The organism is Phyllobacterium sp. 628 (assembly GCF_014189505.1).
GTDB lineage: Bacteria > Pseudomonadota > Alphaproteobacteria > Rhizobiales > Rhizobiaceae > Phyllobacterium.
Genome location: NZ_CP050301.1, coordinates 2,077,665 through 2,102,564, shown reverse-complemented (window position 1 = coordinate 2,102,564; position 24,900 = coordinate 2,077,665). Strand labels below are relative to the sequence as shown.

Genomic DNA, 24,900 nt, shown 5'->3' with positions numbered 1-24,900 from the left:
CTCTTTTGCGAAACACGATATGCGCCTGATTGAGATATACATCTTGCGACGTATCGTCGTCATGTTTTTAGCTGTTCTGCTGTCCGCAGTCGGCATTACATGGATCGTACAGGTGCTCCAGCGGATCAACTTCCTGACCACGAGCGGCCAGTCGTTTCTGTATATTCTCAAGTTCAGCTCCAACCTTTTGCCCTCTGCATTTCCGGTTGTGATGCCTTTTGCGCTGGTTATCGCCGTCACACAGACGCTATCGACAATGAATCAGGATTCGGAGCTTGTCGTTATCAATGCGTCCGGGGCGCCGCGAACGGCGGTGATCAGGCCGGTGATGCTTTTTGCATTTGTGATTGCGATCAGCTCGTTTTTGATTGCAAACTTCATTGTTCCCTACTCGCAGCTGAGCATGCGGCAGATGATTGCCGATGCCCGGTCTGACGTGATCAATCTGGTCGTCCAGCAGGGCTCGTTTCAGCGCGTGGACAAAGATCTTTATCTGCAGGTTGAAAGCCGCGATTCAAACGGCGCAATCAAGGGCCTTTTCGTTTCTGATTCTCGCGATCCTACAACCGATCTCTTGTACTACGCGAAAGACGGCCTCGTCGTTGATACGGGCAATCAGAGTCTGCTGGTTATGAAGGATGGTGAAATCGATCGCCGCGATGTAAAGACCGGTAACGTATCCATTATCAAATTCAACACCTACGCACTTGATCTTGCCGAATTTCTGTCGGCCGATGACAAGGATAGCGTTAAAATATTTCCGAAGGATCGCCCGCTGGACTACCTCATGAATCCAGATCCGAACGATCCATACTTCCAGACACAACCGCAGCGTTATACGGCCGAGCTGTCAAAACGCCTGACGGATTGGTTGTATCCGATCGTTTTTGCCTTGATTTCACTGGCGGCCGCAGCGGACTCGCGTTCGCACCGGGAAGCACGCATTTCTGCATCGTTCACTGCCATTACCCTGAGCATGATCGTCTTCTGGATCAGCTATTCCAGTGGTCAAACTGCAGAAAAGAATGCGGATGTCATACCATTCCTCTTCATTTTCCCGGTTCTGGTTTCTGCCGCGGCGATTTATGCGCTGGCAACAAACCGCCAGATTGGCGTTCCGGCAACACTCAGCAACCTTTTCAAGAACGGTGCAATCACCCCACAGGCGGCACTTGCGGGCGTGAAGAAGACGCTGCTCAATCCGCGCTCGGAAAATGGAGCGCCCAAAGAATGATTGGCTGGACACTCGGACGCTATTTCTTTCTGCGCTACGTGACGATCACCTTCTATTTCCTTTTGGGAAGTTTCGCACTGACGCTGATTCTTGATTTTACCGAATTGTCGAGCAAGCTCGCGGCCTTGCCGGGCTACTCGGCCATTCAGGCTTTTGGCCTTTCGCTGTTGCGCGTCCCCAACATCATGCAGCAGGTGTTTCCGTTCATCGCGCTGTTTGCCGCAATGACGACACTCATTTCGCTCAACCGCAAATACGAGCTCGTCGTCGCGCGCTCAGTGGGCGTTTCTGCCTGGCAGTTTCTTCTGCCTGCCTGCGCAGGCGCATTCCTGTTCGGCCTGTTTGCTGTCCTCGTCGTCAACCCCCTCGCCGCTTACGGTACAGAAAAGAGCGACGCTGTTCAGGCGGCCTGGCGCAGCGGCAAGATGAACGATACGCCGGATGACCGCGTGCCATGGCTTCGTCAAAAGACCGACGAGGGCGAGACCATTATCGGCGCCAAGAGCATCATCAATCGCGGTCTGCGGCTCGTCGATGCATCCTTTATCCGGCTAGATAAGAATAAGGACATTATCGAGCGTCTGGATGCCAAGAATGCCGATCTTGAAGACGGCTACTGGCAACTGTCAGATGTGACGAGATTTGTGCTTGGCGAGACACCTACTTCGCCAGGGGATGTGCGGATTCCAACGCACCTTCGCCCTGAATTCGTTGAAGAAAGCCTCGCCCGGCCCGAGACAATTCCTTTTTTTGAGCTGCGTAACAAAATTGCCGCAGCTCGCTCTTTTGGCTATCCAGCCAATGCTTTTGACATGCATTTCCAGTCTTTGCTGGCTTTGCCTGCACTTTTAATGGCGATGACCCTAATCGCTGCGACAGTTTCTCTCAAATTTGTTCGCTTTGGACAATCCGGAACCATGATTCTGGGTGGCGTCCTTGCGGGCTTCGTGCTTTATGTCGTCACAGTTGTGGTCAAGGCATTCGGAAATGCGGGCTTCGTTCCGCCTTTCGTTGCCGCTTGGACTCCGGTCCTGATCGCAACTTTTTTTGGGGTCTCCTTTCTGCTGCACAAGGAGGATGGTTAGAGTGGGATTGAATGTAACGCGCTCGGTGTTGCCGACGTGGCTCGCACGGCTTATGTGCGGGACGGCCGTGCTATGCCTTGCAGGCGGGATTTCGTTCCCGGCCTTGGCCCAGACAAAAGATGCCCTCGCGGGTAATTTCAAGACGAATCCAAATGCGCAAATGCTGCTGGAATCGGATGAGCTTGTTTATGACATCAACGCCAAGACGATTTCTGCCGTCGGTGGTGTAAAGATTGATTATGACGGCAACCGTCTCGTTGCCCGGCAAGTCACCTATGATCAGAAGACCGGCCGCCTGAAGGCCATGGGTAAAGTCGAGATCGTCGAGAAAGACGGCAACCGCATCTATGCGGAAAATCTCGATGTCACCGATGATTTCAAAGAAGGCTTTGTCAACACGCTGCGCGTTGAAGCAGCTGACAATACCCGTTTTGCTGCTGAAAGCGCTGAGCGCATCGGCGGCGAGATTACAAAATTCAACAACGGTATCTATACTGCCTGCGAACCATGCCGCGATAAACCCGGCAAGGCCCCGCTGTGGCAGGTGCGTGCCCAGAAAATCATCTGGAACGGCAAGAACAAGACCATCCGGTTTGAGCGCGGCCGCTTTGAGCTGTTTGGCATGCCTTTGGCTTTCCTGCCTGCATTCGAAATTGCCGATCCGACGGTGAAGCGGAAGAGCGGCTTCCTGATGCCGAGCTATCGCTACGAATCCAAACTTGGATACGGCATCAGTGTCCCCTATTTCTGGGCTTTGGCTCCGAACTATGATCTGACGCTGACCGGCACCGGGTATACAAAGCAGGGTTTCCTGGCCGAGGCTGAGTGGCGTCATCGTTTGGAGAACGGCGAATACAGCATCAGAGCTGCTGGTATCAGCCAGAATGACCCGAAGGCATTCGACATTGGACAGGATCAGGAAGACCGCGATAATACCGCTCGCGGCATGATTGGTTCGAAGGGCGCGTTCCAGATCAATCCTCGCTGGTCTTTCGGCTGGGATGTGATGGAGCAATCCGACAAAGCTTTTGCTTATCGCTATGGTATTCAGGACTATTCAAACTACAACAAGACAGACCAGATTTATCTGACAGGCTTGCACGACCGTAACTATTTCGACTTACGGCTCTACAAGTTCCATGTGCAGGAAGGCTGGAGCGATTCCAATCCCAATTCCTCTGAACCGAAGCAGCCTTGGGTTCTGCCCTCGCTTGATTATGCTTATACACCGACACAATCCATTGCTGGCGGTGAGCTGAATTTCAACCTCAACCTGCAAGCCTTGAGCCGCGATAAGACAGATTCTAATGCCGGATACACAGGTTTGCCGCGCTCCGGTTATCTATCAGGTGTCAAAGGGACCGACGGACGAATAACAGGTGAAGCCGAGTGGAAGCGTACATTCATTACCGATAGTGGTCTTGTGATTACGCCTCTCCTCGCCTTGCGTGGCGACGGCATGTATGTTGACTCGAATGACCCTGGCGTCAATCGCGATCAGGCATTCCGCGGGATGGCCACTGCGGGACTTGAAGCCCGCTATCCCATCCTGTTCACCGCAGCCAACTCCACCCATGTTCTTGAGCCAACTGCTCAGTTGTTTATCCGCAACAACGAGTCCTATGCGGGCCAGATGCCGAACGAAGACGCACAGAGCTTTGTCTTCGATGCATCGAGCCTGTTCGAACGGGACAAGTTCTCCGGTTACGACCGTGTTGAAGGCGGTACGCGCGCTAATCTCGGTCTGCGCTATTCCGGTACGTTCAACAGCGGCTGGTCACTCAATGGTATTGCCGGTCAGTCATTCCAGCTTGGCGGCGTGAATTCCTTTGCATCGCCTGATTTTGTCAATGCCGGTGCAGAATCCGGACTGGAATCGGCACGCTCTGACTATGTTGCAATGATTGGTGCCAATAAGGGTGCATATACACTGACGACAGGCGGACGTTTCGACAAGGATACGTTCGAAGTTCGCCGCGCCGAAGTTGCTGCTACTGCCGCCGGGAAATACGGCACTGCTTTCGTCAAGTACGCATTCATTGATGCGCAGCAAACTTATGGCTTCCCAACGGACAGGCAGGAAGTAACGCTTGGCGGCTCCGCCAAGGTTGCACCGAACTGGCGTGTTCTGGGCTCTGGAACATACGATCTTGTTTCGGAAACATTGGTCAAACGAACCGCTGCTCTTGCTTACGATGACGAGTGCTTCACATACCAGATGTACTACACGCAGGAACAGCCAGTTACCGGTTTGGGTACGCGTGGTGACAAGACAACAACCTTCGGCTTCAATATTTCCTTCCGTACTCTGCTGGAATTTGGCAAACCGGTCGATATTGGCGGCATTTAAATCAAGTCTTTTCAACTGGCCGCACTTGCGGCCAGTCATGCTTTTGCCTTAGTAAAGCGGCAAGAGGGCGGATAGCAGATTTACGGGAATGGATTTTTCCGGCCATTTTTGTCAAAATGGCTGCATAAATTCACAAATGATCGGACAACGTGAGACATGATGGTGAGGAAGCATATTCTTGCGGCGGCGATCGTTACCGCTTTGGGTTCCGGCATTGCTGCAGGCATATCCCTGCCCGCGCAGGCCAGCGACGTCAAAGTCATCGTCAACGGAACGCCCATCACCGATTATGATATTTCCCGGCGTGCAGCCTTTCTGAAATTGCAGCACAAGAAGGGCAATCTTGTTCAGATGGCCCGCGAAGAGCTCACGGACGAGATGCTGAAGCGCCAGGAAATGCGGCGTTTGAATATCACGGTTTCCGACACTGAAGTGACCGATGCGTTCAATCGCTTTGCGACAAACAACAAGATGACCCTTGCCCAGTTGACCGGGGTTCTCGACAAGGCAGGCGTTACAGCTGACCATTTCAAAGAATATATCCGCATGCAGATGGGTTGGGGCCGTGCTCTTGGTACCCGCAACCGGTCGCAGGGCGGCACCCGCGTTTCTGAACAGGATGCCGTACAGCGCATGTTGAAAGACGGCGGCAAAAAGCCCGTCTCGACTGAATATACGCTGCAGCAGGTTATTTTTGTGGTTCCGGCCAGTGATCGCGGCAATCTTGCCAAGCGGCGCAATGAAGCCAATGCCCTGCGGGCACGTTTCTCCGGCTGCGAGACCACACGCGACATGGCAAAGGGCACACTGGATGTGACCGTGCGTGACCTCGGGCGTTTTGTTACACAGGAATTGCCGCCAGAATGGTCCAAGCAGGTACAGGCAACCTCTGCCGGTCATGCGACGACAACGCTGGATACCGATAAAGGCGTGGAATTCCTGGGCGTTTGTGCGTCGCGTCAGATTTCTGACGACCGCGTTGCCCGTCTCGTCTTTTCACAGGAAGCTGCTGCAGCCAATGGAAAGCCGGATGCCAGTGCCGAAGCAATCAACAAACAATATGTTGACGACCTGAGGAAAAAGGCAACCATCGTCAATCGATAATGGTATTGCCTGTCCATGAACAATATTCTTGCCGTCAGCTCTGGTGATCCGTCCGGAATTGGGCCGGACGTTGCGCTTAGCGCATGGCTGCTGCGCCAATCAACACGTTTACCAGCCTTTTTCCTGTTGGCAGATCCGGATCTGATCGCAGCGCGCGCCAAGCAATTAGAACTCAATTGCCCCCTCGAAATCACAACCCCTGAAGACGCGTATCGTGCATTTGATCGCGCTTTGCCCATCGTGCCGCTCACCAACCGGCAGACCAATGCTCCGGGCGTCCCTCTTGCTGCCAACGCTGCGGGAACGATCGAGGCAATCGAGACGGCTGTCGCGCTGACGCTGTCGGGACGCGCCAGCGCCGTTGTGACCTGCCCCATCGCCAAGAAACCACTCTATGATGCTGGTTTTCGCTTTCCGGGTCATACGGAATTTCTGGCGCACCTTGCCGAAGAGCATCTGGGTCAAGCGGTAACGCCGGTCATGATGCTGGCAGGACCGCTGCTGCGCGCTGTTCCGGTGACCATCCATATTGCACTGGCCAGAGTTCCCGAGGTTTTGGACATGGCCAAGATTCTGAGCATTTCGCGTATCACCGCCGAAGCGCTCAAAAACCAGTTCGGCATCGCAAATCCACGCTTGGCAATCGCCGGTCTCAATCCGCATGCGGGTGAAGACGGTTCCATGGGGTTGGAAGACGAGGAAGTGGTCCGGCCTGCGGTCGATATCCTGCGTTCAGAAGGCATCGATGCACGCGGGCCCTTGCCAGCGGATACGATGTTCCATCCCGCTGCGCGAGCCACGTATGACGCCGCCATCTGCATGTATCATGATCAGGCATTAATTCCGGCAAAGACCCTTGGGTTTGATGATAGCGTCAACGTCACGCTCGGCCTTCCCTTTGTTCGCACGTCGCCAGATCATGGTACGGCATTCGACATTGCGGGATCGGGCAAAGCCAAGCCAGACAGCCTGATCGCGGCACTGCGTTTGGCGGATGAGCTTGCATCCCATCGCGCCAGACAGAAGAATAATGCCGCATGAGTATCGACAGCCTCCCCCTTTGCGTGATGTGATCGAACGTCATGATTTGATGCCGAAGAAATCGCTCGGCCAGAATTTTCTGTTCGATCTGAACCTGACGGCTAAGATCGCGCGTCAGGCCGGTGATCTGCAGGGGCAGACGGTTATTGAAGTTGGTCCCGGACCGGGTGGCCTCACCCGCGCCTTGCTCGCACAAGGTGCCAATGTGATTGCCATTGAACGGGACGAGCGATGCCTGGCCGCCTTGCAGGAAATTTCCGATCATTATCCCGGCCGTCTCAACATCGTTCCCGGCGATGCGCTGGAGGCCGATTTCAAGGCATTGGCGGGCAATAACAGGGTAAAGATTGTTGCCAACCTTCCCTACAATGTCGGCACACAATTGCTGATTGGCTGGCTGCTCAGCGAGCCATGGCCCCCGTTTTACGATTCACTGACGCTTATGTTCCAGCGTGAAGTGGCAGAACGCATTGTGGCAAAACCTTCAGCCGATGCCTATGGCCGTCTTGGCGTACTGGCAGGCTGGCGGACTGAAGCAAAGATTACTTTCGACGTACCACCACAAGCCTTTACGCCACCACCCAAGGTGACATCGTCGGTTATTCACCTCGTCCCGCGCGCCACACCGCTGCCATGCGATGCCACCACCCTTGGGCGCGTCACTCAGGCCGCGTTCGGGCAGCGGCGCAAAATGCTGCGCCAGAGCATCAAACCGCTGGGCGGTGAAGCGCTTCTGGCAAAGGTTGGGATTGATCCCACACGCCGTGCCGAAACATTGTCTATCGAAGAATTCGTGGCGCTGGCAAACGCGGTTTAATTCTACTTTGGAGGGTATAGGTTGAAGACACCCCCCTCTGTCCTGTCGGACATCTCCCCCACAAGGGGGGAGATCAGCCTTCATGACGGTTTTGAATAGTTCTGAGACATTGCATTAAAAGCAAAAGCGTTGATGTCGATGGGATCTCCCCCCTTGTGGGGGAGATGTCCGACAGGACAGAGGGGGGTGAGTTTCTAGATCAACTCGCTACCTCAGCCTCTATCGGTTAATCGATCTTCTCGTCCAACAATGTGCTGACGAAATCAAACAGGCCGGGGCAACGGTCGCGGCGAAGACGCTCGGCTGTCACAATCGACTGGACCTGATGATAGGCGCGATCCAGATCTTCATTGACGATGACATAGTCATAGGAGCGCCAGCGCTCGATCTCGTTGCGTGCGTTGCGCAGGCGGACGTCGATAACTTCTGCGGTGTCTTCGGCCCGCCGATGCAAGCGATGCTTCAAGGCAGCCATTGAGGGTGGCAATATGAAGATGCTGACAACATCGCCCTTCATCTTGTCCTGCAATTGCAAAGCGCCCTGCCAGTCGATGTCGAACAGCATGTCCTGACCATCAGCAAGGGCATTCTCCGCAGCTTCGCGTGGCGTGCCATAGAAATTGCCGTGAACTTCCGCCCACTCGATCAGCTCATCACTGTCACGCAGGCGTTCAAATTCGCGCACCGAAATGAAATGATAGTGGACACCTTCAATTTCGCTGGCGCGGCGCGTACGGGTGGTCACGCTGACCGACAGAGCCAACTCAAGTTTCTCTTTGTCATTGAGCAACAGCCGGGCAATCGTAGACTTGCCGGCACCGGATGGGGACGACAAGACCAGCATGAGGCCGCGTCTTTTGATGCTGTTCGATGCGTTGAGCATGATTACTCCAAATTCTGTATTTGCTCGCGCAATTGATCCACAACCGCCTTCAGGTCAAGCCCAATCGACGTGATCGAGGCTGCGTTGGCCTTTGAACACAATGTATTGGCCTCACGGTTAAATTCCTGTGTCAGGAAATCGAGCTTGCGTCCGACGCCATTGCCATCGCGCAGCAGCGTCCGTGCAGCAGCGACATGCATGTCCAGCCGGTCAAGCTCTTCCTGAATATCAGCCTTGGTTGCAAGAAACGCCGCTTCCATGTGCAGGCGCGCTTCATCCAGCGCAGGCGACGCCTCGAGCAGCAAGGTTACCTGTGAAGCCAACCTAGCTCGAACCGCATCCAGCGAGCGGCTGGGATCGAGCCTTGCCTGCTGGGTCAGCACTTCCACCGCATTGACCTGCGCGCTCAGAATATCGCCAAGGGCCTTGCCTTCCGTCTCGCGATTGCGCTTCAGCTGCAAGAGCGTTTCATCGAGAACGGCCAGCACGGCCTCTTCGGCCTCTGCCTGGCCCTCTTCCGTCAGAACATCCTGCGGCGCTTCCAGCACGCCGCGCAGGGCCATCAGGCCCTCGGGTGTAGATGGCGCCAGATTGAAGTCTTCGCGCAACTGTTCGGCAATGCGCGCCAATTGTTTCAAAAGCGGTTCGTTGATCAGTGCCTTGGCATCGCCGGCATTACGATCCACGGTCAACGCAGCTTGAAAATTCCCGCGCTTGAAATACTGGTTGAACAGCGCACGCGCCTTCGGCTCGATGGTTTCCAGCCCGGCGGGCAGCCGAAACCGCACGTCGAGGCCCTTGCCATTAACGGATTTGATTTCCCATGAAATCTGCGCCCCGGCACTGTTCCGGAGGTGACGGGCGAAACCCGTCATGCTTTGCAAAGACATATTTCCCCCAAGTCCAAAGGACGAAGGCCTGATCGCAGTCAGGCCTTTTCTGAATTATTGCTGTACCGGTGCGTCGTCGCCGTCATCAGCGTTCGGCGTCGCATTCTTGTCGCCGGTAGCAGCCTTTGCGGCTTCATCGACACGGTTTTTCTCAACCTGCCGCCAACGTTTTACGTTGTCGTTGTGCTCGTCAAGCGTCTGGGCAAAAACGTGTCCGCCCGTACCATCGGCAACAAAATAAAGATCCTTGGTCTGCGATGGATGGGCAACAGCTTCCAGTGCATCGCGGCCCGGATTGGCAATAGGTCCCGGCGGCAGACCATTGACCGTATAGGTGTTGTAAGGCGTCGGCTTTTCCAGATCCGACTTCAGGATAGGCCGGTCGGCAGGTTTGCCCTTGCCACCAAACAAACCATAAATGATCGTCGGATCGGACTGCAGACGCATCCGCTTGTTCAGCCGGTTGATGAACACGGCTGCAACGCGCGGACGCTCGTCGGCCTTGCCTGTCTCTTTTTCGACAATCGACGCCAGCGTGACGAATTCCTCGATCGTCTTGAGCGGGATGCTTGGATCACGGCGGGCCCAGATATCCTCCACGAGTTTTTTCTGGTCGGCCTGCATCTTCTTGATCAGTTCTTCACGCGTGGTGCCACGGGAGAAGCGCAGGGTGTTGGCGAAAAGTGTTCCTTCGCTCGGCATCGCTGCAGGCAGCGCGCCCACCAGCACATCGTCTTCACTCATGCGTTGCAGAATCTGGTCGACGGTAAGACCCTCTGGCACTGTCAGCGAATGCAGAACGGACTTGCCGCTGCGCAACAAATCCATGATATCGCGCATGGAAGCCTGCGCCTTGATCTCGTATTCACCGGCCTTCATGTCGCGCTGATAGCCGTAGGCCTGAACGCCATATTTGAAAACACGCGCATCGGTGATGATGCCGCGACGTTCCAATCCATCGGCGATTTCGACGATACCCGCTCCGGGCTTGACCAGATAATCGGTCGTCACCTCGGTCGGGCCAGGTTCATTGAACGCAACTTTACCGAAATAGACGGCGGCTCCGGCGGCGATAACCACCAGTACGACCAGCGACAGCATAAAATTGGCAAAGACAACGATCTGGCTGCGCGCGCGGCGCGACCGGCGTTTTGGCGCAGGCGGCGGCGTGCCGGGTTCAGGACGCAATGCTTCAGAGGCCGACTGCGGAACAATCGGTTTGCGCTCCGGCGCATTCGCGGCGGCTGAACCGTTCGTCTCTTCAGACTGCTGATCTGAGCTCACGCAAACACCTCGGGCATGTTTTTCCGACAGAATGCCGGTAAATTTGATTGTGAATGTGGCGAAAGCGCGAAAAACGCTTCCGCCACTATTCAATCACTGTTGAAAACGCCGCAAAACCAGCGAAGCGTTGGTCCCACCAAAGCCAAACGAGTTGGACAAGGCGATATCGATCTTGCGATGCCGTGGCTTATGCGGAACCAGATCGATCTTCGTATCGATGGAGGGCTTATCCAGATTAAGCGTCGCCGGTGCGACATTGTCACGAATGGCAAGGACGCAGAAGATGGCTTCGGTCGAACCAGCTGCCCCAAGGAGGTGGCCGATGGACGACTTGGTCGATGACATCGATACTTTCGAAGCGGCATCGCCTACAACGCGTTCGACAGCGCCGAGCTCGATTGTATCCGCCATGGTCGATGTGCCATGCGAATTGATGTAATCGAGATCATCAGGTGTAATGCCTGCACGCTTCAATGCCATTTCCATCGAACGCTGAGCACCTTCGCCGCTCTCTGATGGAGCAGTGATGTGATAAGCGTCGCCGGACAGGCCGTAACCGATGACTTCGGCATAAATGTTCGCGCCGCGTGCCAGAGCATGTTCGAGCTCTTCAAGCACAACGATGCCAGCGCCCTCGCCCATAACGAAACCATCACGATCATCGTCATAAGGACGCGAAGCGGCAGTTGGATCGTCATTGCGTGCGGTCGACAGCGCCTTGCAGGCGGCAAAGCCCGCAAGCGAGATACGGCTGACAGGCGATTCGGTACCGCCTGCGACCATCACGTCGGCATCGCCGAAAGCAATGAGACGCGATGCATCGCCGATTGCATGTGCACCGGTCGAGCACGCTGTGACCACCGAATGGTTGGGGCCGCGCAGCTTGTGCTTGATCGATACCTGGCCGGAAGCCAGATTGATCAGACGGCCGGGAATGAAGAATGGGGAAATGCGCCGAGGGCCCTTGTCGCGCAGCGTATAGCCCGCTTCAACGATGCCTTCGAGGCCACCGATACCAGAACCGATAAGAACACCGGTACGGATCTGATCTTCGTCGCTTTCCGGTGCCCACTTGGCATCGGCAAGCGCCTGATCGGCAGCAGCCACAGCGTAAATGATAAAGGGGTCAACCTTGCGCTGGTCCTTGGGTTCCATCCAATCATCCGGATTGAACGTGCCATCAGAACCATCGCCAACCGGGATACGGCAAGCGATCTTGCAGGGCAGATCATCGACTTCAAATTCCGTCACGCGACGGGCGCCGCTCTGGCCGGCCAAAAGCCGTGACCATGTATGCTCAACACCCGATGCAAGAGGAGAAACCAGCCCAAGGCCGGTTATGACAACGCGCCTCATGGCCGATCCTTCAATGTCATATGCAGCATGATAGTTTCCGACGGCCCCGCGCACGCACCGAAAGAGGCAAGTCGCCTCATTTCACGATCCATGCGCTGCCGGGCCGAATGAAAATCAGGCAGATGCTTTGTCGATGAACTTGACGGCATCGCCGACTGTCAGAATCGTCTCAGCAGCATCGTCCGGAATTTCGACGCCGAACTCTTCTTCGAAAGCCATCACGAGCTCGACTGTATCAAGGCTGTCTGCGCCCAGATCGTCGATGAAGCTCGCACCATCGGTGACTTTCTCGGCATCAACGCCCAGATGCTCAATAACGATTTTCTTGACGCGTTCTGCAGTATCACTCATGTGGAAACCTCAACCTGTTGTTTTTCTCCATGCCTTGGTTAGCGGCACGGATGACTCTAATCAAGCAATAAGATAGCAGGTAAGCCGTGTTTAACAGCTAAAACCCTCATCTTTGCCACTTATTCCTCGCGGAATGGAAAAGGTATCAAATCGATTTGACACCCTGACTTCTGCGCGACTTATCATGCTTTATTCGCCGTCTCAATCGCATAAATGTGATTGCGACGTAAACGCCCGGCGCAAAGTTGCAGCCGGGCATCCGCTGCATCAGATCATCGCCATACCGCCATTGACGTGGATGGTCTGTCCGGTGACGTAAGACGCCTCGTTGCTGGCGAGATAGACCACCGAGGATGCAACCTCTTCGCCCGTACCCATGCGGCGCATCGGGATGGCCGACATGATGCCTTCCTTCTGCTTGTCGTTGAGCTTGTCAGTCATGGCCGATTCGATGAAACCCGGGGCAACGCAATTGACCGTGACATTGCGGCTGGCGATTTCCGCAGCCAGTGCCTTGGAAAAGCCGATCAGGCCGGCCTTGGAAGCCACATAATTTGTCTGGCCGGGATTACCGGTTACACCGACGACGGACGTGATGTTGATGATACGGCCATAACGGCGGCGCATCATCGGATGGGTCAGCTCACGGGTCAGGCGGAACACGGCGGTCAAGTTGACCTCAAGCACATTGTCCCAATCGGCGTCGCTCATGCGTACGAACAGGCCGTCCTTGGTAATACCTGCATTGTTGACAAGGATTTCCACGCCTTCGAGATCGGCTTCGGCCTTTTCGCCCAGTGCCTTGACCTCATCGCGGTTCGACAGATTGGCCGGGAAAATCTTGACCCGCTCGCCAAGCTCGTTGGCCAAAGCTTCAAGCTTTTCGACGCGCGTGCCGTGCAGACCAACGATTGCGCCCTGCGCATGCAAGGAGCGGGCAATCGCCTCGCCAATACCGCCGCTGGCACCAGTAATGAGAGCCTTGCGGCCTGTCAGGTCAAACATTGCCCGTTCCCTTTCAAACGTTCAGCGCAGCAACAGCTGCATCAATATCGTCCGGGGTGCCGACGGCAACACCGGATATGTCTTTATTAATACGGCGGGCAAGACCAGTAAGCACTTTGCCTGCGCCAATTTCATAGAGTGTCGATACACCATTGTCACCAAACCACTGGACGGTTTCGCGCCAGCGCACCTGACCTGTGACCTGTTCGACCAGCAATGCAGCGATCTCATCGGCGGATGTTACCGGCGCCGCGCGCACATTGGCGATCAGCGGAACAATGGGATCATTCTTGGACACATTGACAAGGGCGGCGCGCATGGCGTCAGCGGCCGGTTCCATCAGGGTCGAATGGAATGGCGCGGAGACCGGCAGCATGATGGCGCGCTTGGCGCCCTTGGCCATTGCCAGCGCGGCAGCGGCCTCCACCGGCGCCTTGGCACCCGAAATCACGATCTGGCCACCGCCATTGTCATTGGCGATCTGGACGGGACCCTCGAGCGCGGCATCGGCGCAAATGGCTTCGACATCTTCATGCTCAAGGCCGATAATCGCGGCCATGGCGCCAAGACCTGCCGGAATAGCCTGCTGCATGGCGTTGCCACGGATACGCAACAGCCGCGCAGTATCAGCGAGTGAGAATGTACCGGCAGCACACAGCGCCGAATATTCTCCCAGCGAATGGCCTGCCACAAACGCCACCTTGTCCTTGATCGAAACGCCTTTGGCTTCCAGCACCCGGATAACGGCGATGGAAACCGCCATCAGCGCCGGCTGGGCATTGGCTGTCAGTGTCAGCGTTTCTTCAGGGCCATCCCAAATGGTGGATGACAGCTTTTCGCCGAGTGCCTCATCGACCTCATCGAACACGGCTTTGGCCTCGGCAAAATTGTCAGCCAGAGCCTTGCCCATACCAACCGCCTGACTGCCCTGACCGGGAAAGGTGAATGCAATGGACATGAGGGGCGCCTCCAGATTTTGCTTTATAGTTGTCAATCTGCCGCGCGATGTGCCTATCAGCAAGCCCGAAGTCAAGCTTTCATGCGCAGTTGGCCCTATACATACACATGATAGCAGGGGCCGTTGCCACGCCCGCTGATGCGTCTGGCTGTTGAAAGGTGGGAAAGACGGGCGGTCCTTGGAACGCGGTCTTGGATTGGTAGAATGGGGGTTTGCGATCTTTCGGACCACCCGCCCGGCGATTTCTGTTTCCGTCCGTTCCACCGTGGCGCACTGACCGATATCAGGCATTTTCGCCTGATTGGGACATTTGCGTCCCGTATCGCGCGACTTTGCCGCGAGTGTCCGTCAAGACACATGCCGGCCATAGTACCGGCCCTGGAACATTGGACGGAACCTCCCCGGAGCTTCGGGTTCCGTCGACCCGAAGCGCGGAGGCGCCGGTCCTTTCCGACTTTCGAACGGTTCCGGAAGCATTCCCGCCGGAAAGGACATGCGGATAATATAACGGGTTTTGGCAGCGTGGATAAGTTTGCAGATTATTTTTGGGTGAGCGCAATTTTCTGCGTATTTGCAATGGTTTACAGAAGTTGTAGAACCATTGTGCGTGGTTCGACAGGCTCACCATGAGGGAGAGTGAGGGTTGCAATAACGACCGCACTGACGGTCAAAAGGCAACTCTGTTATCTCCCCCCTTGCGGGGGAGAAAGCGATTTCAGCATCTTAGCGAGCGCAGCGAAGCTCAAGTGCTAGAAATCGCAAGAGAGGGGATTACCGCTAAAATGATTCCCCTCACTTGGATTTTCTAAGGATTTAGCAAAGAGGCTAAATCCAAGAAAATCCTTTCTCTCCCGCAAGGGGAGAGATAAGGCGGCATCATCTGTTGCACGAACCAATCATCTGCAGCCGACAAGCTCCCTCATGGTGAGCTTGTCGAACCACGCACAATGCTCATGGAGGCCTGTTCAATTGAAGTGGTAAAATACCACCACCACTGCACTGCAATATAAAACCACTCTTTGGGTTGCGTCTTTGAATAAATGCCCGTATAAGCCGCCCGTTCATTGCTCGGCGTCAGCTGGGGGCTGAACGGAGGGCCGGATTTCGATCCGTGGAAGCGTCAAAGCTTCAGCCTCCCGTGTCTCCGCTCTCGATCGTCTCCATCAGCGTCCTTTCTTCGCCGGTCTTCCGGCAGAGAGATTCGCAGAGGTTTACCGTTGATTCCGGGCAATATTAACGAAGAAAGGCAAAAACAAATGGCTCTTTACGAACATGTGTTCCTTGCTCGACAGGACATTTCGCAGCAGCAGGTCGATGCGCTTGTAGAACAGTACAAGGGTATCATCGAGGCCAATGGCGGCAAAGTCGGGCGTATTGAAAGCTGGGGCCTCCGCGCCCTGACATACCGCATCAACAAGAACCGCAAGGCGTATTACTCGCTTCTCAACATCGATGCTCCGGCAGCTGCTGTTGCAGAAGTTGAACGCCAGCAGCGCATCAATGAAGACGTTCTGCGCTTCATGACCGTTCGCGTTGAAGAGCACGAAGAAGGCCAGTCGGCCATGCTTGCACGCCGTGACGATCGCCGCGAACGCGACGACAAGTTCGGTGGCCGTGATGACGATCGTCCGCGCCGTCCACGCCGCCCGCGTGACAACGAAGCCGGTGAAGGAGCAGAATAATGGTTGATATCAATCAGATCCCGACCCGCCGTCCGTTCCATCGCCGTCGCAAGACCTGCCCGTTCTCGGGTGCCAATGCGCCGAAGATCGACTATAAGGACATCAAGCTCCTGTCGCGCTACATTTCCGAGCGTGGCAAGATCGTTCCTTCCCGTATTACAGCTGTCAGCCAGAAGAAGCAGCGCGAACTCGCCCAGGCGATCAAGCGTGCCCGTTTCCTCGGCCTGCTGCCTTACGTTGTGAAGTAAGACGTTTCGAAGGCGGCAGGATTTATCCCGCCGCCTTCAGCCCTTTCCGGGCACACTATGCCTGCCGCGATGGGCGCGGTTATGGCAAACCCAAAAACCCAAGTTGAGGGATTGGTTGAAAAACCACCTCTAACTGCTCGTTATTGCGCCACACGTCTTCTTGGACGTGTAAAGGACGCAATAACATTTTGAATGGCGCATAATCCTTATCCAAAAATTAAAGACGATTTTTGGGGTTATGCGCAATAAGCAGGACAGCGAGCGAAATGAAACCGACTGGAACAGATATCGGCGTTGGAGTGTTGGCAGGCCTTGCGGCCGCGCTGCTCACGGCTGGCGTTATCGCAAATTCCAGCTTCGCGATGCTTCTGCTGTTGATCTCGCCGCTTCCCATTTTTGTGGCAGCGCTCGGCTGGGGTACAGCCTGCGGCTTTATCGCCGCATTGACAGTCGCCGTTGCCGTATCGGTTATCGCTGCGCCTACTGTCGCAGTTGTTGTTGTTCTCATCACCGCTCTGCCCGCCGCTGTCGGCGCGTATTTTATCGGTCTTGCCCGGCCAGCCGACGAAATTGGCGGTCCTAAGGACGTTTACGTCTGGTATCCCCTTGCCGATGTGCTGCTCCGCCTTTCGCTTGTCGTTGCCGCGAGTTTTATCGTCATCGGCATGATGATCGGATATGGCGAAGAACTCGCAACGCAGCTGGCGCAGGCTTTGAGCCAGCAGATTGTTGCAACCAATCCGGAGCTTGGCACCAATCCCAATCTGACCAAAGAAACGATTCAACTGGTTATCCGGGTGCTGCCAGCTTTGCAGCCAGCCGTCTGGCTCACAATTATCATCGCCAATCTGTACATCGCCCTGCGCCTGACGGCAGCATCGGGCAAACTGCGCCGTCCAAGGGACGACTGGCCGCGTGCACTGCGCATGCCACGTCCGGCACTTGTCGTCTTCGCTGTTGCCTGCGCCATGGCTTTTCTGCCGGGCGGTATCGGCTATGCGGCGACAGCCGTTGCCGGTGCTCTCGGGGCAGGTTTCATCATGGCCGGCTTTGGCATGCTGCATGCCCGCACGCGTGGCGCGCCTTGGCGTCCATTCGCGCTGTGGTTCGCTTACCTTGCAGTGCTTCTCTTTGTTTTTGCGCTTCTCGTCTTCCTTCTGGCCGGTCTGTTTGACACATCGCGCAACGCGCCGGTTTCGAAGGCTGTGAATACAACACCACCCAATAACGACAATTAACCCGATAACGACCAATTGAACTTGAAAGGAAAACTCAAATGGAAGTCATTCTTCTCGAACGTATCAGCCGCCTCGGCCAGATGGGCGAAACAGTCAAGGTAAAGGACGGCTTTGCCCGTAACTTCCTGCTGCCACAGGGCAAGGCTCTTCGTGCCAACGAAGCCAACAAGAAGAAGTTCGAAGGCCAGCGCGCACAGCTCGAAGCCCGTAACCTCGAGCGCAAGACCGAAGCTCAGTCCATTGCTGACAAGCTTGACGGCAAGTCCTTCGTCGCCGTTCGTTCGGCTGGCGAAACCGGCCAGCTCTACGGTTCAGTTTCGACCCGTGACATTGCTGAGCTGATCACGGCTGAAGGTTTCTCGATCAACCGCAACCAGGTTGAACTGAACACACCGATCAAGACAATCGGCCTGCACAAGATCGTTCTGACTTTGCATCCGGAAGTTGAAGCAACGGTTACCGTGAATATTGCGCGTACAGCCGAAGAAGCCGAACGTCAGGTAAAGGGTGAAGACCTCACCTCTGCCGAAGCGATCTACGGCATCGAAGAAACACCGCTTTCTGACGAATTCTTCGATGAAGACGAAGAAGGCGAAGAAAACGCCTGATTTTAAAGCACAAACCACTTCACAAAGTGGTGTTTGCTTTACCATAAAACACCCGGCAGAGATGTCGGGTGTTTTTTTGCTTTTCAGAATCAAAAAAACGGGTACATTTATTTATCCTACCCACGCCCGACCTTGGCTCAATCCCGAGCCTCACAATGGCCGAGCTCTATCGTCAATGATGGAGATTGTTCATGAATGCCATTCTTAAGGCTGTTCTTTCGCGACTTATTCATACCGGCACACTTGTTGTCACGGATCCCTCCGGCCAGAACCGAACCTTTGGTGACGGTACGGGAGAGCCAATACACTTCCGCATCAATACCGCTGCGGCCGAACGGCGGATCGCTTTCGATCCGTCCCTGCATTTCGCCGAAGCCTATATGAACGGTGAACTGGATGTTCTGGACGGCGATATCTACGACGTCCTGAAGATGATCTTCGAAAATACCGGCGCATCGGTCGCCCGTGAACCGTGGATGCTGGCGCTGGAGGGCATTCGCCGTGCCACCCGACGCCTGCATCAGATGAATAATCTTGCGCGCTCCTCCAACAATGTGCACAGGCACTACGATCTGTCGGAGGACCTCTACCGGCTGTTTCTCGATACGGACATGCAGTATTCCTGCGCCTATTTCGAGCATCCGGATGCGACGCTCGAAGAGGCGCAACTGGCGAAAAAGCGGCACATTGCTGCCAAGCTGCTGGTTGAAAAGGGTCACCGCACCCTCGACATCGGCTGCGGCTGGGGCGGCCTTGGCCTTTATCTTGCCCGTCACCTTGATGCTGATGTGATGGGTGTAACCCTGTCGCATGAGCAGCATGGCATCGCCAACAAACGCGCCATCGACGAGGGTTTGTCGACCCGTGCCCGGTTCGATCTGCGCGATTACCGGACGATTGAAGAGAGTTTCGACCGGATTGTGTCAGTCGGCATGTTCGAGCATGTCGGCGTTGGTCATTTCGGTGAATACTTCCAGCATACGGCGCGGCTTTTGAAGAAGGATGGCGTCTTTCTTCTGCATGCGATCGGCCGTTCCGACGGCCCATCATACACCAACGCCTTTATCCAGAAGTACATTTTCCCGGGCGGTTATATCCCCGCCCTTTCGGAAGTGCTTCCGCATATCGAAAAGGCCGGGCTCATTGTGACTGATATCGAGATCCTGCGCCTGCACTATGCCGATACGCTGCGCATCTGGCGTGAGCGTTTCATGGAAAACCGCGACAAGGCCAAGGCGATCTATGACGAACGCTTCTGCCGCATGTGGGAATTCTATCTGGCAGCGTCGGAAGCAGCGTTCCGCTGGCAAAACCTGATGGTGTTCCAGATTCAGCTGGCACACCGCCAGGAAGCGGTCCCGCTGACACGCAGCTATATCGAGAAAGAAGAAAAACGGTTGAAGCGCCTGGAAAGCGAGCGCAGTTGCGCCAATACCCAAGTTGATAGCCGGGAATCGGCTGTCGGACGGTAAGTCCGGCTGGATTTTCTATCAAATGGATTTGGCCCGCCGTGATTGTAATGATTGCGGCGGGCCAATATTTTATAGCTGGAATGATCCCCGTAGCAGACCAGGATGTGCCCTACCTCATAATGCCTAGTGGACATTGGCAGGAGAACGCGCATAAGGCTCCCTTCCGGCTGCCAGATGGCCTAGAATCATCGCGGCGCGAATCACGCAAGACACAAAGCCAATCTTTTTCCCGTCTGTGGATAGCGGGGTATAAGACGGCGCACCGCCGTTGTTCCATTGCTTAAGATTTGCGCCACAGGCCATAGTCAATTCGAACGGGAAACACATCACGATGGCTGAGGCAGCACGGAAATTTCTTGAGGTACGCGACAGCGGCGACAAGCTCTACCGCGAAGCACCCAACAACATTGAGGCCGAGCAGGCGCTTCTGGGCGCTATTCTCATCAACAATGATGCGTTTTACCGCGTTTCCGACTTTCTGAAGGCTGTGCATTTCTACGAACCGCTGCACCGGAAGATTTTCGACGTCTCATCCGACATGATCCGCATGGGCAAAATGGCCAATCCGGTCACGCTCAAGACCTTTTTGCCGACAGATGAAAAAGTCGGCGAGATGACGGTGATGCAATATCTCGTCCGTCTGGTCACGGATGCGGTTACGGTCATCAATGCGGAAGATTATGGCCGCGCCATTTATGATCTTGCCACACGCCGCGCGCTGATCACCATCGGCGAAGACATGGTCAATATCGCCTATGACGCACCGGTCGACGTGATGCCGCAAGGGCAGATCGAGGATGCCGAGCGCCGCTTGTTCGAACTCGCCGAAACCGGCCGTTACGATGGCGGCTTCCAGTCATTCACCGATGCGGTCAAAACTGCCGTCGATATGGCCAATGCCGCCTTCATGCGCGATGGCCATCTGTCCGGCGTTTCCACCGGCATTCAGGCGCTTGATAATCGCATGGGCGGCTTGCAACCATCCGACTTGATCGTGCTTGCGGGACGTCCCGGCATGGGTAAGACGTCGCTTGCCACCAATATCGCGTTCAATATCGCGGCAGCCTATGAGCCTGAGCAACTGGCCGACGGTACAATGAAAGCCAAGAATGGCGGCGTTGTTGGCTTCTTCTCGCTCGAAATGTCGTCGGAACAGCTCGCCACCCGTATTATCTCCGAGCAATCGGAAATCAGTTCGTCGAAAATCCGCCGTGGTGAAATCAACGAAGCCGAGTTTGAAAAGCTGGTTGCCTGTTCGCAGCACATGCAAAAAGTGCCGCTCTATATCGATCAGACCGGTGGTATCTCCATTGCACAGCTCGCAGCCCGCGCGCGGCGTCTGAAGCGTCAACGCGGCCTTGACGTTCTGGTCATCGACTATATTCAGCTGATGCAGGGGTCTTCGAAGAAAGCCTCCGAGAATCGCGTGCAGGAAATCACCGAAATCACCACCGGCCTCAAGGCGCTTGGCAAGGAGCTGAACACGCCGATCATTGCGCTGTCACAGCTCTCGCGTCAGGTGGAAAGCCGCGAAGACAAACGCCCGCAGCTCTCCGACTTGCGTGAATCGGGTTCGATCGAGCAGGACGCCGACGTTGTGATTTTCGTGTATCGCGACGAGTATTACATCAAGAACAAGGAGCCGAAGGAAGGCACCGAAGAGCACTTCAAGTGGCAAGCCGATCTCAAGGAAGCCACCGGCAAGGCGGAAGTCATCATTGCCAAGCAGCGTCACGGCCCAACAGGTACCGCCCGGCTTGCTTTCCAGGCGGAATTCACCCGCTTTACCGATCTTGCGGAAGATTCACACCTGCCGGAACGCTTTGAGTAGAGTTGGGGTTCAGGGTGCGTGGTGCGTGGTTCGTGGTTCGACAAGCTCACCATGAGGGAGAGTGAGGCTGCATGCTGATTGCCAACGTTGCAGAACTTCGCTCCTTGAAGTCCGCCCATCTCCCTCATGGTGAGCTTGTCGAACCACGCACCACTCCCGTCAGCAGCACGTGATTTTGCTCCTAGTATCCAAACGAAAAGCCTCTTACCATTTCGAAGATCAGTCAGTCCGGACCTTATCATTTTGACCAGTAAACACCCTCATATCACCACCGCAGGCGCTGATTCCCGCCTTGCGGGCGGACGGCTTACCATCGATCTCGATGCACTCGTTGCCAATTGGACGTTGCTTGCCGAGAAATCAAAACCGGGGCAAACCAGCGCCGTGGTCAAGGCCAATGCCTACGGACTTGGTATCGAATACGTGGTGCCGGTTCTGTGGGATGCCGGGTGCCGGACGTTTTTCGTGGCACTTGTGGAAGAAGGCCTTCGCGTCAAGGCAATCGTGCCGGAAGCGAGGGTCTTTGTGCTGAACGGCTTGTTTGCCGAAGCGCGACCGGTTTTTGAAGAATCCGGACTTATCCCCGTGCTCGGCTCTCATTATGAAATCGACTTGTGGACCCGTGCCAATGCCGAGAGCGGATCGAAGCTGCCCTATGGTCTGCACGTGGATACCGGGATGAACCGGTTGGGTTTGACCGTGGCGGAGGCGCTCGCGTTTTCTGCAGAAACCCGGGACATGCCCGTTCTGCTCATGACACATCTGGCAACGGGCGACGAGCCGGGTCATCATCTCACACAGCGCCAAATTGAGTCATTTCAAAAGCTTCGCATTGCTTTTGCAGGCATTGAATCAAGCGCTTCCAATTCGTCCGGCATTTTTCACGCGGTCCACAATGGCGGTGAGCTAAGCCGGCCTGGTATCGCCATGTATGGCGGCGAGCCGCTGGCTGGGGTCGCCAACCCCATGCGCCCGGTTGTGACGCTGGAGGCCCGTATCGTCCAAATTCGAACCAGTCTCGAGGGCGAAACAACAGGATATGGCGCGACGGCGCTGCTCGAACGCGACACGCGCATTGCCGTTTGTTCGGCGGGATACGCGGATGGCTATCTGCGCTCGGCCTCGGGCAGCGGCACACCCTTGCGCATTGCCGTGCAAAAAGGCGGCGAAGGTTTTGTCGCGGGTCACAGAGTGCCGGTTATTGGCCGGGTGACCATGGATTTGACCTCGTTTGATATCAGCGACGTCCCCGAAGACGCGATCAAGCCGGGTGACTATATCGAGCTGTTCGGACCCAACATTGCGCTCGACGACGCCGCCCGCGCGGCAGGGTCCATCGGCTTCGAATTGTTGACCGGCCTTGGCAACCGCTATCACCGCCGCTATCTCTACTCCGGAAAAGGCGATTGATGGCCAAGTCAAGAATTCAATTCATCTGCCAGAACTGCGGAGCCGTGCACACACGCTGGGCCGGCAAGTGCGACGCTTGCGGCGAGTGGAACACGCTTGTCGAAGAAGGCACGGCGGGCGGTATCGGCAGTGGCCCCGGCAAATTATCCGGCCGCAAGGGCCGCGCCGTCGCCCTCACCTCGCTCTCCGGTGATATTGAGGATGCACCGCGCATTCAATCGGGGATCAGCGAACTGGACCGGGTAACCGGCGGTGGATTTGTGCGTGGCTCGGCCATTCTGGTGGGCGGCGATCCCGGCATCGGCAAATCGACATTGCTGACACAGGCAGCCGCTGCTTTGGCGCGGCAGGGCCACAAAGTCATCTATGTCTCGGGCGAAGAAGCGGTGGCGCAAATCCGGTTGCGGGCGCAGCGCCTGCATGCGGCCGATACCGATGTGCTGCTGGCGGCCGAAACCAATGTCGAAGATATTCTCGCCACAATTTCAGAGTCCAAGCGCCCCGACCTGATCATTATCGATTCAATCCAGACCTTGTGGACGGATGCGGCCGATTCGGCTCCCGGCACCGTGACGCAGGTTCGCGCCGGGGCGCAGGCGATGATCCGCTATGCCAAACAGACAGGCGCGGCGGTTGTTCTGGTCGGGCACGTGACCAAGGATGGGCAGATCGCCGGTCCGCGCGTTGTCGAGCATATGGTCGACGCGGTGCTCTATTTCGAGGGCGAAGGCGGTCATCACTATCGCATCCTGCGCACCGTCAAGAACCGTTTCGGACCGACAGACGAGATCGGCGTGTTTGAAATGTTCGACCGGGGATTGCGCGAAGTTGCCAATCCGTCCGAACTTTTTCTTGGTGAGCGCAATGACAAATCGCCCGGCGCAGCGGTATTTGCCGGGATGGAAGGCACGCGTCCCGTGCTTGTCGAAATTCAGGCACTTGTCGCGCCTTCTTCGCTCGGCACCCCGCGCCGCGCGGTCGTGGGATGGGATGGCAACCGGCTTTCGATGATTCTCGCCGTGCTTGAGGCGCATTGCGGCGTACGGTTCGGCCAGCACGATGTTTACCTCAATGTGGCGGGCGGATACCGGATTTCTGAGCCTGCAGCTGATCTTGCGGTTGCATCTGCACTGGTTTCATCCATTGCTGGTATTGCCCTTCCCGCAGATTGCGTCTATTTCGGCGAAGTCAGCTTGTCTGGCGCCGTTCGCCCGGTGGCGCATGCGGTGCAGCGGCTGAAGGAAGCAGAGAAGCTTGGGTTCAAGCAGGCAGTTCTTCCCAAGGGAAGCAATGACGTGCCCAAAGGACGCAATGCCCATCTGACCGAGACGGCTTCGCTGCCGGACCTTGTGGCCCGGATTGCGGCGTCGGGACCCGGTAAACGACAACGCGACGACTGATCAGGACGGCCATTTCTCTGACGGCCACGCGGTCAGATTTGGATTAGGGACGAAAAGTAAAATGCCTATTACGTTGCTAGACGGAATTCTTCTGGGCATCACCCTTGTTTCGGCGGTTCTTGCCATGGTGCGCGGCTTTTCGCGCGAAGTGTTGTCCGTCGTATCATGGGCAGCGGCTGCAGCGGCCGCTTACCTGTTCTACAAGCCTGTCGTCCCCTTCCTGGCGCCCTATATCAGCAATGAGACTATTGCCCAGATCGCGGCTGCCGGTATCGTTTTCATCGTCACACTGATCATCGTTTCTGTCATCACCATGAAGATTGCCGATTTCATCATCGACAGCCGCATTGGTGCACTGGATCGCACACTTGGCTTCCTTTTTGGTGCAGCGCGCGGCGTTCTCCTCGTTGTTGTCGCCATGCTGTTCTTCAACTGGCTCGTCACGGACAATCAACCCGGATGGATCGCCAACGCCAAATCCAAGCCAATGATCGACTCACTGGGTGCTAAGCTGGTCAGCCTGCTGCCGGAAGACCCTGAATCAACCATTTTGAAGCGTCTGAAGCCGGGCTCTGCGCCTGCAACAGACCCGACGACGACACCTGAACCCAAGGAAGATGTTCCGCCGGAAGGCACAACACCCAAGCCTTGAG

Annotated in this window: 22 protein-coding genes; 15 read left to right on the top strand and 7 right to left on the bottom strand. The window is 55.9% G+C overall.

The window, feature by feature from the left end; genetic code table 11:
* Positions 1-43 precede the first annotated feature (43 nt).
* From HB779_RS11910 to rsmA, 6 genes are all read left to right on the top strand, one after another.
* A complete protein-coding gene (locus HB779_RS11910) occupies positions 44-1,234 on the top strand; it encodes an LptF/LptG family permease (RefSeq protein ID WP_244642352.1) in 1,191 nt (396 codons plus the stop codon).
* The gene (gene lptG, locus HB779_RS11905) at positions 1,231-2,319 is read left to right on the top strand and encodes an LPS export ABC transporter permease LptG (protein WP_188342613.1); all 1,089 of its coding nucleotides are present in this window, start codon (positions 1,231-1,233) and stop codon (positions 2,317-2,319) included. The genes HB779_RS11910 and lptG overlap by 4 nt, the downstream gene beginning before the upstream one ends.
* A gap of 1 nt (position 2,320) precedes the next feature.
* Positions 2,321-4,669 carry an LPS-assembly protein LptD gene (locus tag HB779_RS11900; protein WP_188342612.1) on the top strand — a complete coding sequence of 783 codons (2,349 nt, stop codon included), beginning with the start codon at positions 2,321-2,323 and terminating at the stop codon, positions 4,667-4,669.
* 156 nt (positions 4,670-4,825) lie between these two features.
* Positions 4,826-5,773, top strand: a complete 948-nt coding sequence (locus tag HB779_RS11895; RefSeq protein ID WP_188342611.1) for a peptidylprolyl isomerase — start codon at positions 4,826-4,828, stop codon at positions 5,771-5,773.
* A gap of 15 nt (positions 5,774-5,788) precedes the next feature.
* Positions 5,789-6,814 carry a 4-hydroxythreonine-4-phosphate dehydrogenase PdxA gene (pdxA, locus tag HB779_RS11890; RefSeq protein ID WP_188342610.1) on the top strand — a complete coding sequence of 342 codons (1,026 nt, stop codon included), beginning with the start codon at positions 5,789-5,791 and terminating at the stop codon, positions 6,812-6,814.
* On the top strand, positions 6,804-7,631 hold the full coding sequence (rsmA, locus tag HB779_RS11885) for a 16S rRNA (adenine(1518)-N(6)/adenine(1519)-N(6))-dimethyltransferase RsmA (RefSeq protein WP_188342609.1): 828 nt from the start codon (positions 6,804-6,806) through the stop codon (positions 7,629-7,631). The genes pdxA and rsmA overlap by 11 nt, the downstream gene beginning before the upstream one ends.
* A 226-nt stretch (positions 7,632-7,857) precedes the next feature.
* On the opposite strand, the gene gmk is transcribed toward rsmA, so the two are convergent.
* From gmk to fabD, 7 genes are all read right to left on the bottom strand, one after another.
* The gene (gmk, locus tag HB779_RS11880; protein WP_188345898.1) at positions 7,858-8,475 is read right to left on the bottom strand and encodes a guanylate kinase; all 618 of its coding nucleotides are present in this window, start codon (positions 8,473-8,475) and stop codon (positions 7,858-7,860) included.
* A gap of 41 nt (positions 8,476-8,516) precedes the next feature.
* The gene (locus tag HB779_RS11875; RefSeq protein ID WP_188342608.1) at positions 8,517-9,404 is read right to left on the bottom strand and encodes a YicC/YloC family endoribonuclease; all 888 of its coding nucleotides are present in this window, start codon (positions 9,402-9,404) and stop codon (positions 8,517-8,519) included.
* Positions 9,405-9,458: 54 nt separating this feature from the next.
* Positions 9,459-10,718 (bottom strand): endolytic transglycosylase MltG, encoded by a 1,260-nt coding sequence (gene mltG / locus HB779_RS11870; RefSeq protein ID WP_371823923.1) that lies wholly within the window; start codon positions 10,716-10,718, stop codon positions 9,459-9,461.
* A 63-nt stretch (positions 10,719-10,781) separates the two neighbouring features.
* Entirely contained in the window at positions 10,782-12,044 is a 1,263-nt protein-coding gene (fabF, locus tag HB779_RS11865; RefSeq protein ID WP_188342606.1) for a beta-ketoacyl-ACP synthase II, read from the bottom strand.
* Positions 12,045-12,158: 114 nt separating this feature from the next.
* Positions 12,159-12,395: an acyl carrier protein gene (locus HB779_RS11860; RefSeq protein ID WP_091880344.1), complete on the bottom strand. Its 237-nt coding sequence runs from the start codon at positions 12,393-12,395 to the stop codon at positions 12,159-12,161.
* Between the two features lie 267 nt (positions 12,396-12,662).
* Complete coding sequence (gene fabG, locus HB779_RS11855) at positions 12,663-13,400, bottom strand: 3-oxoacyl-[acyl-carrier-protein] reductase (protein WP_188342605.1); 738 nt, start codon at positions 13,398-13,400, stop codon at positions 12,663-12,665.
* A gap of 13 nt (positions 13,401-13,413) precedes the next feature.
* A complete protein-coding gene (fabD, locus tag HB779_RS11850; RefSeq protein WP_188342604.1) occupies positions 13,414-14,358 on the bottom strand; it encodes an ACP S-malonyltransferase in 945 nt (314 codons plus the stop codon).
* 1,256 nt (positions 14,359-15,614) lie between these two features.
* Here fabD and rpsF point away from each other — a divergent pair.
* The 9 genes from rpsF (at position 15,615) to HB779_RS11805 (ending at position 24,899) form a co-directional block, all read left to right on the top strand.
* Positions 15,615-16,040: a 30S ribosomal protein S6 gene (gene rpsF, locus HB779_RS11845; protein ID WP_091880349.1), complete on the top strand. Its 426-nt coding sequence runs from the start codon at positions 15,615-15,617 to the stop codon at positions 16,038-16,040.
* Positions 16,040-16,288 carry a 30S ribosomal protein S18 gene (gene rpsR / locus HB779_RS11840; protein WP_027229803.1) on the top strand — a complete coding sequence of 83 codons (249 nt, stop codon included), beginning with the start codon at positions 16,040-16,042 and terminating at the stop codon, positions 16,286-16,288. The genes rpsF and rpsR overlap by 1 nt, the downstream gene beginning before the upstream one ends.
* Before the next feature lie 266 nt (positions 16,289-16,554).
* Entirely contained in the window at positions 16,555-17,526 is a 972-nt protein-coding gene (locus HB779_RS11835) for a DUF2232 domain-containing protein (RefSeq protein WP_188342603.1), read from the top strand.
* 38 nt (positions 17,527-17,564) lie between these two features.
* Positions 17,565-18,134 (top strand): 50S ribosomal protein L9, encoded by a 570-nt coding sequence (rplI, locus tag HB779_RS11830; RefSeq protein WP_188342602.1) that lies wholly within the window; start codon positions 17,565-17,567, stop codon positions 18,132-18,134.
* Positions 18,135-18,325: 191 nt separating this feature from the next.
* Positions 18,326-19,606 (top strand): cyclopropane-fatty-acyl-phospholipid synthase family protein, encoded by a 1,281-nt coding sequence (locus tag HB779_RS11825; protein WP_188342601.1) that lies wholly within the window; start codon positions 18,326-18,328, stop codon positions 19,604-19,606.
* A 331-nt stretch (positions 19,607-19,937) separates the two neighbouring features.
* The gene (locus HB779_RS11820; RefSeq protein ID WP_188342600.1) at positions 19,938-21,437 is read left to right on the top strand and encodes a replicative DNA helicase; all 1,500 of its coding nucleotides are present in this window, start codon (positions 19,938-19,940) and stop codon (positions 21,435-21,437) included.
* Positions 21,438-21,680: 243 nt separating this feature from the next.
* A complete protein-coding gene (alr, locus tag HB779_RS11815) occupies positions 21,681-22,847 on the top strand; it encodes an alanine racemase (RefSeq protein WP_244642351.1) in 1,167 nt (388 codons plus the stop codon).
* Positions 22,847-24,247, top strand: coding sequence for a DNA repair protein RadA (gene radA, locus HB779_RS11810; RefSeq protein WP_188342598.1), 1,401 nt, complete (start codon positions 22,847-22,849; stop codon positions 24,245-24,247). Before alr ends, radA begins: the two co-directional genes overlap by 1 nt.
* A 61-nt stretch (positions 24,248-24,308) precedes the next feature.
* Positions 24,309-24,899 carry a CvpA family protein gene (locus tag HB779_RS11805; protein ID WP_188342597.1) on the top strand — a complete coding sequence of 197 codons (591 nt, stop codon included), beginning with the start codon at positions 24,309-24,311 and terminating at the stop codon, positions 24,897-24,899.
* Position 24,900 lies beyond the last annotated feature (1 nt).